Here is an 8,560-nt window from a genome sequence, read left to right on the forward strand (position 1 = left end):
CTACCTCCTCGAAAGCGCCTTCGTGCCGGGTCGGGAGGACCCCGAGCTGACCGAGGCCTTCCTGGTCGACGCAGGATCCGTTCTCTCGTTTGCCAAGAACCCGCTGTACGCGGTGATGCACGAGGCGATCTACAGCCAGGGACCCGCAACGGCGTGGGCCGCCCACACCGTGCGCGCCGAACTGGACGCGTTCGCCGTCAACTCCAGCGACCCGGGTGACGAAGTGTTGCTGACCGGCGAAATGATCTACCCCTGGCAGTTCGAGCAGGACCCTGCCCTTACGCCGCTGAGGGAGGTCGCAGAGCATCTGGCGCAGCGGACCGACTGGGGGCCGCTCTACTCGGAGGACGTCCTGTCCAAGAATGCAGTTCCCACGGCGGCCGCTGTCTATCTGGATGACATGTTCGTGCCGTTCGAGGGCTCGATGAAAACGGCCGCATTGGTTAACAGGCTTCGGCCCGTCGTCACGAACGACTACCAGCACGACGGCATCCGGCAGGACGGTGCGGCGCTGCTTGGCCGGCTGCTGGCGAAATTGGAGGACTAAGCGCGCTGGGCCCTGCAAATGGCCAGGCAACAAACGCATTCGGAATCTGCCAACTTGTCTTGGCCGGTTTGCGAGCCGTCCGGTGGCAGCTTTCCGGCGTAGACAGGCCGGAACTTGCCGGTCTTGAGCTCGATGACAACATACCCGTTAACCGCACTAAGACTCGCGGGAACTGATCGTCCCCCTCGGCTGCTCCAGTTCTTGCAGGTTCACATCTGAAGCCAGGGCGTCCAAACCAGAGGACCTCCAACTGTGAAGCGCCTCTTCAAGTCCCTCGCGACGGACGAAAATCCGCTGCGACACGTTTCTCCAGACGTTCATTTCAGAGTCCCACTGCTTCGCGTCTTTGCCGTAGTCCCGCCAGAGTTCTAGCCGTGGATTGTTGGTCCTCAGTGGGGCTTCCGAAAGGTCTGGGTATCCGGGGTCTATGACGACGAGGACTCCGTCGTGCTTCGTCTTGAGCCAGCGGCGTATCAGGGCATTTACGTGTTCGTCGCCGAAGCTATATCCCGCGACGACGAGACGCTTTGTCCTTGCCAGCGCGGACCTCCATCTTTCAATGAGTTGAAGGAAAGGACCATCGCTGCGAAGTTTTTCTCGCTGACCGTACACAAGTGCCGGGCTGCCCTGAATATTCGAATCGTCGCCCTCGCTCCTTACATGAAGGCTGTCGGGATCTGTGCTGATCCAGTCCACTGAACCATGAAGTTTGAGGAAGGGGATGCAATCCGGCGCCTCGCTCAGGGCACCAGTATCCTCCCAAGAGTCAACAAATCGGTTCAACGCAATGTCGTTGTTTCGGGCACAAATTTCTACTGTCAGGTCGTAGTTGAGTGTGCCTATTACGCCTGCACCGCTCCTAGCGGCAAGAAGGAGTGGAAGAAGGTAATTGACGTTTGCTTCTGGCTTTACCCGAACGTCCTCAACGACACGCGCTCTGAGCCAGGTATATAGGCTTCGAAAAACGTCCTGGCTCCCCTGATACAGGACATCGGCTAGCAAGCTCTCGAACGGTCTTTCAAGCACTCCCGATTTGGCTCCATAGGTCGGGACTCGAAATCTCTTGGAGTCCGGCACGGTCAGTTCCAGAATGCCTCGCTCAAGCTCATCGTAGAGGCGGGACCTAGATGAATTCTGTCTACGGGTGTCAAAAGTTTGAACGGATGGGTCCCAGTCACGTACGAAAGGGGCAACTTCGAGCGAACGCCGGTCCTTGAGGAGTTCTACTGCACTCACTAGTCGTTCGATTCCGACCAACTGGTTGACGGGAAGCCCATTTCGTGAGTCATGCAGCTGAATGGCTGCGACTACGAAATTTAGGGCGTTGGATAAGTGTTGATCGTTCGATACTGAACCGGGTTGTTGCTCCGAGGCCTTCAGAGCACATTTGGTTAATTCGCTCGCGAGGGGGATGTCTGCACCGCGAGATGCTCCTGCGCCTAGCAGCGCCACAAACTCATTATTAGACACAGTCACAGCCTAGATGTGTACAGGCGATCCAGTAACATCCCGGTTCGCCGAGTGCCTGCTCAGCGGTCCCCGCTCGATCTTGAGCAGACTATGCCTGACGTGACGTGGCGCAGCCGCTATGGCCGTCTAGACGATATGAAGTGAGGGGTGCAGGTTCCGCCCGTCCGGGGTCGGCCATTATCGCCGGGCGGTCCCGCAGCGCCGGCTTGAGCGTAGGTCGCGTCGTCTGTGTGGCAGGCGGCGCTACGGGGCCTGATTCCCGGCGGTGATGTCCTTTATCCCGGACGGGCAGGGAGCGGGGACCCAAGGCTTGGTGAGGCCGGGGCCTTCTGTTTCACAGGGGTCCGTGGGTTGCCATTGACGGGCTCCCTTGGCCTGACGGCTCCTCGGGGGTGCAATGGTAGTGCCACATGTGAAGTTTGGGAGGTCCCGGCTTATGTTTGAGCATACTTTCATCGGGCTGGATGTTCACGCGGTCAACGTCGTGGGCCATGCACTGAACCCGGCCACCGGGGAAATCAGCAACCACACGATGATGCCCGCTGACCCTGCCATGGTGCTGGAGTGGGTCCGCCGGTTCCCCCCGCCCCTCAAGGTCGTCTACGAATCCGGACCGACCGGGTTCGTCCTGGCCCGGTACCTGCGCGCGGCGGGCATCAACTGCGTGGTTGCTGCGTCCTCGAAGCTGTTGCGGGCACCGGGTGATCGGGTCAAGACCGATAGGCGGGATGCCCGGGTGTTGGCCGAGATGCTTGCGGTCGGCTCGGTCACCGAGGTGCGGGTCCCGGACCCGGAAGAAGAAGCGCTCCGGGACCTGTCCCGGCTGCGCTCGGGTACGGCCAAGGACCTCGCGCACGCCCGCCAGCACGTGAACGCGTTCCTGCTGCGCCACGGCATCCGCTACCCCAAGGACACCAGATGGACAAAGGAACACAGCCTCTGGCTGCACCGCCAGCGCTTTGAGGAACCGGCTCTGCAGTTCACCTACGAGGCCGACCTCGAGCAGGCCGAGCTGCTGGCCGGGCACTTGAAACGCATCGATAAACAGGTGGCCGCGACCGCAGTGACATGCCGCTACGGCCCGGTAATAAGCGCGTTGATGTGCCTGCGGGGTGTCCGGGTCACGACCGCGTTTGGCCTGGCCGTGGAGATCGGGGACTGGACCCGGTTCACGGGTTCGTCGATCGGGTCCTATCTCGGGCTGGTGCCCAGCGAGGAATCCTCCGGCCCGTCCCGGCACCAGGGCCCGATCACCAAGGCCGGGAACACCTACGCCCGCAAACTCCTCATCGAGGCCGCCTGGCAGCACCGGCGCCCCTACGCCCGGCCTGGGGAACGGCTGATCCGCCAGCTCGATCTCGTCGCACCGGCAACCCGGATCCGCGCCCTCGAAGGAAACCACCGGCTCCACCGCAAGTGGGAACACTTCGATGAACGGCACAAAATGCCGGTCAAGGCCAACACCGCGATCGCCCGTGAACTTGCCGGGTGGTGTTGGTCACTGGCCGCCCCGCTCCAGCAAGGAGAACGCATGAAAGCGGCCTAAGGACGTGCCCCCCGGGACGTGGTGAAGATGCCGCGGCAGCACACGGAGCTAACTCGAGACGGCGCTATGAGCAGACGGGTTCAAACCGTCGACGCTCGATTCTAGACACCGATACGCTCCAGCCGAACAAATCGTCATGCGGTAACCAACCCGCGAATGTCAGCCTGACACTGCAGTCGAGAAAGACTCGCCAGCACCCCAAACCACGACCGGCCGGCACCCCGCTGAGCGGCCCCCGGAACCAAAAGCCCGGAGCCGCTCACCTCTGCCCCTTGACAACCGGACCTACATATCAGAGCCGTGCTTGGTCAGGTCAGTTACACCCGCAACGACTCAGCAAAGTATTGGGCAACATCTCGGCTGAGGTCATTGGACCACGACTGGAAAGCCTTCATTTGCAGTGCATCTCCGGCCCGAATGAATCGGCTGTGCTGTCTGCATCATCCCGTTTCAAGTATCCCTTGCCTTACGGCGGAACTCTTTCATCATTGCCTGAGACTCAGGATCAAGGTCCAGCGGCGCGAGATCGGCTTGCCGTTCAATGTATAGCGTGTGGAACATCCTTAGACCAGTATGCTTCAGATCCTCAATGAACCAGGAGACGGGCAACTCACGTATTGCCCACCGCTGAAGCCTTGTATGAATCTTCCGGATCTGCGACCGCAGCTTCTGATCCTCGAATTCGTCAGCCTTGTCCCTCTGATCCAACCGCTGATACAACAACGTCAACAGGGTCCGAATCCACAAGTCGATGATCAAGCCCTCGTCGGTGGGCTGCAGAACGCCGTGCACGATCTTGCCATCTCGGCGACCTGGAACCCATGTAACCCCGGTAGTGATCTCCCACATCTTGTCGAACGTTTGGTTACTTGGATCCTCTTTGGAAGCCACGTGCCGGTCCATCGCAGAGGTCAGCAGATTTATCGCAGAGAACAGATCAACCATCGTGGAGTGGTTGGATTCGTAGATGGCGTCACGTTGTTTGCGCTTCTCAGCACCCCGGCCGATGAAGTATGCCGCCGCCACAGAGATGACGGAGACAAGTGCGCCAATCAACGGCGGGAGGATCACCTGCCACGCACTGACCGCCATGTTCCAGTCCAGCATCGGCACTCCCCCTCGTTCACCGTTGATACTCCCGATCTTAGGACAGATGACCACACGTCTTTCTAGGTCCCCACGCATCCACGAGCGGGGTGGTCGATCACAGATTGGAGACTGCTGGAGCCATGTCGAACCACTGGCAAGTATCGACGGGTTAGCCCACCCCTATCCATCGGCTCCGTTGAGTCGTCAGCGGCTGTCTTCGCTGTCAGGGCTCGGTTCGGCCCATTCCAATGCGGCCACGAGGTGCCCTTCGTCGGGGAGAGCGTCTTGCTCGGCTTCGGGGAGCTTGTCATATGTGTAGGCCGCGACGGCCATGGGAGAGGAGGAACGACCTAGGCTGTACCGGACGCTCCGGTCGTTTTTGGTGCCGCAGATGAGGATGCCGATGGTTTCGTTGTGATGGTCGCGCCGGAGTACGTCGTCGACGAGGGCGACGTAAAAATTGAGCTTCCCGGCGTGTTCTGCTTGGAATTTGCCGGTCTTGAGCTCGATGACAACATAGCCCGTTGAATTCGATGTGGAAGAAGAGCAGGTCCACAGGTCCCCGTAGAAATCGTCCTCCGCGACGTCGAAGGGGACCCGCAAGCCGTCAAAGGAGAACCCTGGACCTTAGTTCACGTAGGGCTGTGGTCGGGGCTCGTGTCGATGCAGCCATTAGAAGCTAGGGCTCGCCAGCCTCCGCATTGGTCTATTTGCCAGTCCGGGAAGTGGGAGCGCTTCTGACTGCCGGAACTTATTGACGCGCTGGCGGCCTCAGCGGGCGGTGCGGCGCTGGTCCAGGACCCAGCGCCAGCCACGCCGGGCCCAGTCCAAGGGTTTGCCCTCAATCAGCAGCTTCCGCGTGTGGATGTCCAGGACCAGCAGGTAGAACGTGAACAGCAGGGCCGTCACGAACGCCAGCGAGGACGCATTAATCGGCAGCTCTACAAAGGACCAGATCGAGAGCTGGTCCTGCGCTCCAAACACCACAAAGAACGTCACGCCCACGTACAGGCACCGGATCTGCCAGTCATTCCGGATGCCCGTCACGGCCAGGAACGGCAGGAACCAGAGGATGTACCAAGGTTGGATGATGGGCGAAAGCATCACGACGGCGGTGAACGCCAGAGCCAGCCGGCGCACTGCCCGCGAGTAATCGCCACGGAACATCAGCAGCAGCACGAGCCCGATAGCCGCCCACTTCATGCCTGTCCGCAGGAGGTCCGCGATGGTGCCGCCCGACAGTCCCAGCACGTTGCCGAGGAACTCCACCTGCTGCCCCAGGAACCCCGACGGCGAATAGCCGGTGTACCCCGGCGTCGGGTCCATGATGGCCCACACCCAGCCCAACCCGAGGTTGTAGGGGATCCCGCTGACGGCCAGTACTGCGAAACTGATTCCCGCCGTCGCACCCCAAATGAGGAACTTCCGCGTCCACGAGGCGGCGGGCCCCGCCCACATGACCCCGATGAACGGCAGGAGCAGCACGGTGATCGGCTTGATCCCGATGGAGGCGGTGACCAGCAGGATTCCGGCCAGGTAGCGCTTCGTCGCGGCGAAGTAGACACCGGCGACGGCGAGGCCCACCATCAGCGCGTCGTTGTGGGCGCTGGCCACGAAGCTGATCAGGAACAGCGGGTTGGCCACCGCAATCCACAGTGCCCGGGCGCCGTTGATGCCGTGCAGTTCGGCCAGCTTGGGCACGTAAATGACGCAGAGCAGAACCCCGACGCCGGCGATCAGGCGGAACAGCAGGACGGATACGTCGGGCTGCGCCCCTGTCAGCTCCACCACGCCGCGGGCGAGCCACAGGAAGTAGGGCCCGTAGGGGGTCCGGTTCTCGGCCCAGGCCGGATCCGCGCCGAGGGCAAACCAGTTGTTGAGGGTGGAAATGCCCACGGCGTAAGGGTTCTGGCCCTCCATGACCAGGCGGCCCTGGCCGGTGTAGGCGTAGACGTCGCGGGAGAAAATGGGGACGGCCAGCAGGAGCGGCAGGGACCAGGCGGAGATGGCTATGACCACCGACCGCAGCGAGTGTTCGCCCCAGTCGCCCAGCCGCTGGCCCAGCCGGAGCCAGGACCGCATCAGGAGCATCGCACCCACCGTCAGGAGCACGGTGGACAGCGTCACGCCCCAGCCCTCGGTCCGCAGCGCGATGACCACCGGCTGGCGGATCATGGGTGAGCCGTTCGCGATCCAGCCCGTTCCGATCGAGCCCACAAACATCATGAGGGCGCCGAGGAACCCCTGCCAGGTGGCGATGTACACCCGGCGCTTGGGGGGGGGAGCTACGGCGGGCGCGGCAGACTTCGGAAGCTCCGTGCCGGCCGCTGTCTTTTTCGACGGACCGGGGACGCTCTCCGAAGTGCTGATGTGTGAACCGCCTGCCGTCATGTCTTGTGTGGTCCCCTACTTACGTTACGGCGCTGGCTGGACTAGCTATAGGCCGGTCTACAACCCAGTTATTTTAGCAGTTGGCTTAGCGCGTACCCCAGACTTGTAAGGGCGGCCGTGCCCCCTATTTCGCAATGAGGCGTCCCGCCGCCCCAACCCCGCCTCAGAATGAAGCCCCCACTGCCGGCTTCACCAGCACGATTGGACCCAGCCATGGCCGTACCACGCGTCCCCGATGCCCGGACCAGCACGCCTCAGCAGCTCCAATCAGTCCGCGCCACGCTTCGCTCGCCGCGGCGGCTGAAGACCGAGGCACTGGCGGGTCTGGTGGTGGCGCTGGCGCTGATCCCGGAGGCGATCGCCTTCTCGGTGATCGCGGGCGTGGATCCGCGGATCGGCCTGTTCGCATCGTTCACCATGGCTGTCACGATCTCCTTTGTGGGCGGCCGGCCCGCCATGATTTCCGCCGCCACCGGCGCCGTCGCCCTGGTCATCGCCCCGCTGATGCGCAGCCATGGCCTGGACCACCTGATCGCGGCGGTGATCCTGGCCGGCGTTTTCCAGATCCTCCTGGCGGTCCTCGGCGTCACCCGGCTGATGCGGTTCATCCCGCGTTCGGTGATGGTGGGCTTTGTGAACGCGCTGGCCATCCTGGTGTTTATGGCCCAGATTCCCGAACTGATCGGCGTGCCGTGGATGGTCTATCCGCTGGTGGCGATCGGCTTGGTGATCGTGGTGGGACTGCCAAGAATTACGACGGCGGTGCCCTCACCTTTGGTGGCCATCGTGGTGCTCACCCTGTTTGCCGTGCTGGCCGGCGTGGACGTCCCCACTGTCCAGGACAAGGGCCAGCTGCCCGAGAGCCTGCCGTCGATGTTTATCCCCAACGTCCCGCTGACCTGGGAGACTTTCCAGGTCCTGGCGCCGTTCTCGCTGTCCATGGCCTTGGTGGGGCTGCTCGAATCGCTGATGACCGCCAAGCTGGTGGACGACATCACGGACACCCGCTCCAACAAGACCCGCGAGTCCTGGGGCCAGGGCGTGGCGAACATCGTCACCGGCTTCTTCGGCGGCATGGGCGGCTGCGCCGTGATCGGCCAGACCATGATCAACGTCAAGGGATCCGGGGCACGGAGCCGGGTGTCCACGTTCCTGGCCGGCGTCTTCCTCCTGGTTCTAGTGGTGGTGCTCGGTGACGTTGTGGGCCTGATTCCGATGGCCGCGCTGGTGGCCGTGATGATCTTCGTTTCCGCCATCACCTTCGACTGGCACTCCATCGCCCCGCGGACCCTGCGCCGGATGCCCAAGTCCGAGACCGCCGTTATGGTGATCACCGTGGCAGTGGTGTCAGCCACGCACAACCTTGCAATCGGCGTCGGGGCGGGCGTGCTGGCGGCCACGGCCCTGTTCGCCCGGCGGGTGGCGCACTTCGTCACGGTGGAGCGGACCGTCGTCGAACTTAACGGCGAGAACGTGGCCACCTACACGGTGGACGGCGAGCTGTTTTTTGCCTCGTC

The 8,560-nt window shown here is 62.4% G+C and carries 6 protein-coding genes and 1 pseudogene; 3 read left to right on the top strand and 4 right to left on the bottom strand.

Annotation, left to right across the window (positions count from 1 at the left end; all coding sequences use genetic code 11):
- Positions 1-547, top strand: a pseudogene (locus V6M49_RS10050) (alpha/beta fold hydrolase); the annotation flags it as partial.
- Between the two features lie 156 nt (positions 548-703).
- Here V6M49_RS10050 and V6M49_RS10055 read toward each other — a convergent pair.
- Positions 704-1,783 (bottom strand): SIR2 family protein, encoded by a 1,080-nt coding sequence (locus tag V6M49_RS10055; RefSeq protein ID WP_332761017.1) that lies wholly within the window; start codon positions 1,781-1,783, stop codon positions 704-706.
- 670 nt (positions 1,784-2,453) lie between these two features.
- Between V6M49_RS10055 and V6M49_RS10060 the strand changes: the two genes are divergently transcribed.
- Entirely contained in the window at positions 2,454-3,563 is a 1,110-nt protein-coding gene (locus V6M49_RS10060) for an IS110 family transposase (RefSeq protein WP_332761018.1), read from the top strand.
- 450 nt (positions 3,564-4,013) lie between these two features.
- Here V6M49_RS10060 and V6M49_RS10065 read toward each other — a convergent pair whose 3' ends face one another.
- The 3 genes from V6M49_RS10065 to mptB all read right to left on the bottom strand — a co-directional run bounded on the left by V6M49_RS10065 (position 4,014) and on the right by mptB (position 7,043).
- Positions 4,014-4,670 carry a hypothetical protein gene (locus V6M49_RS10065; RefSeq protein ID WP_332761019.1) on the bottom strand — a complete coding sequence of 219 codons (657 nt, stop codon included), beginning with the start codon at positions 4,668-4,670 and terminating at the stop codon, positions 4,014-4,016.
- A 186-nt stretch (positions 4,671-4,856) separates the two neighbouring features.
- Positions 4,857-5,255 carry a PDDEXK nuclease domain-containing protein gene (locus tag V6M49_RS10070; RefSeq protein ID WP_332761020.1) on the bottom strand — a complete coding sequence of 133 codons (399 nt, stop codon included), beginning with the start codon at positions 5,253-5,255 and terminating at the stop codon, positions 4,857-4,859.
- 168 nt (positions 5,256-5,423) lie between these two features.
- On the bottom strand, positions 5,424-7,043 hold the full coding sequence (mptB, locus tag V6M49_RS10075) for a polyprenol phosphomannose-dependent alpha 1,6 mannosyltransferase MptB (RefSeq protein ID WP_332761021.1): 1,620 nt from the start codon (positions 7,041-7,043) through the stop codon (positions 5,424-5,426).
- 213 nt (positions 7,044-7,256) lie between these two features.
- Between mptB and V6M49_RS10080 the strand changes: the two genes are divergently transcribed.
- On the top strand, positions 7,257-8,560 hold a 1,304-nt coding region (locus V6M49_RS10080), incomplete at its 3' end, for a SulP family inorganic anion transporter (RefSeq protein ID WP_332761022.1).

The sequence above is a fragment of the Pseudarthrobacter sp. genome (assembly GCF_036675385.1).
Lineage (GTDB): Bacteria > Actinomycetota > Actinomycetes > Actinomycetales > Micrococcaceae > Arthrobacter.

Bases quoted from the DNA above. Each gene is read 5' to 3' on its own strand.
- mptB (WP_332761021.1), bottom strand. From the start codon at position 7,043: ATGACGGCAGGCGGTTCACACATCAGCACTTCGGAGAGCGTCCCCGGT.
- V6M49_RS10065 (WP_332761019.1), bottom strand. From the start codon at position 4,670: ATGCTGGACTGGAACATGGCGGTCAGTGCGTGGCAGGTGATCCTCCCG.
- V6M49_RS10060 (WP_332761018.1), top strand. From the start codon at position 2,454: ATGTTTGAGCATACTTTCATCGGGCTGGATGTTCACGCGGTCAACGTC.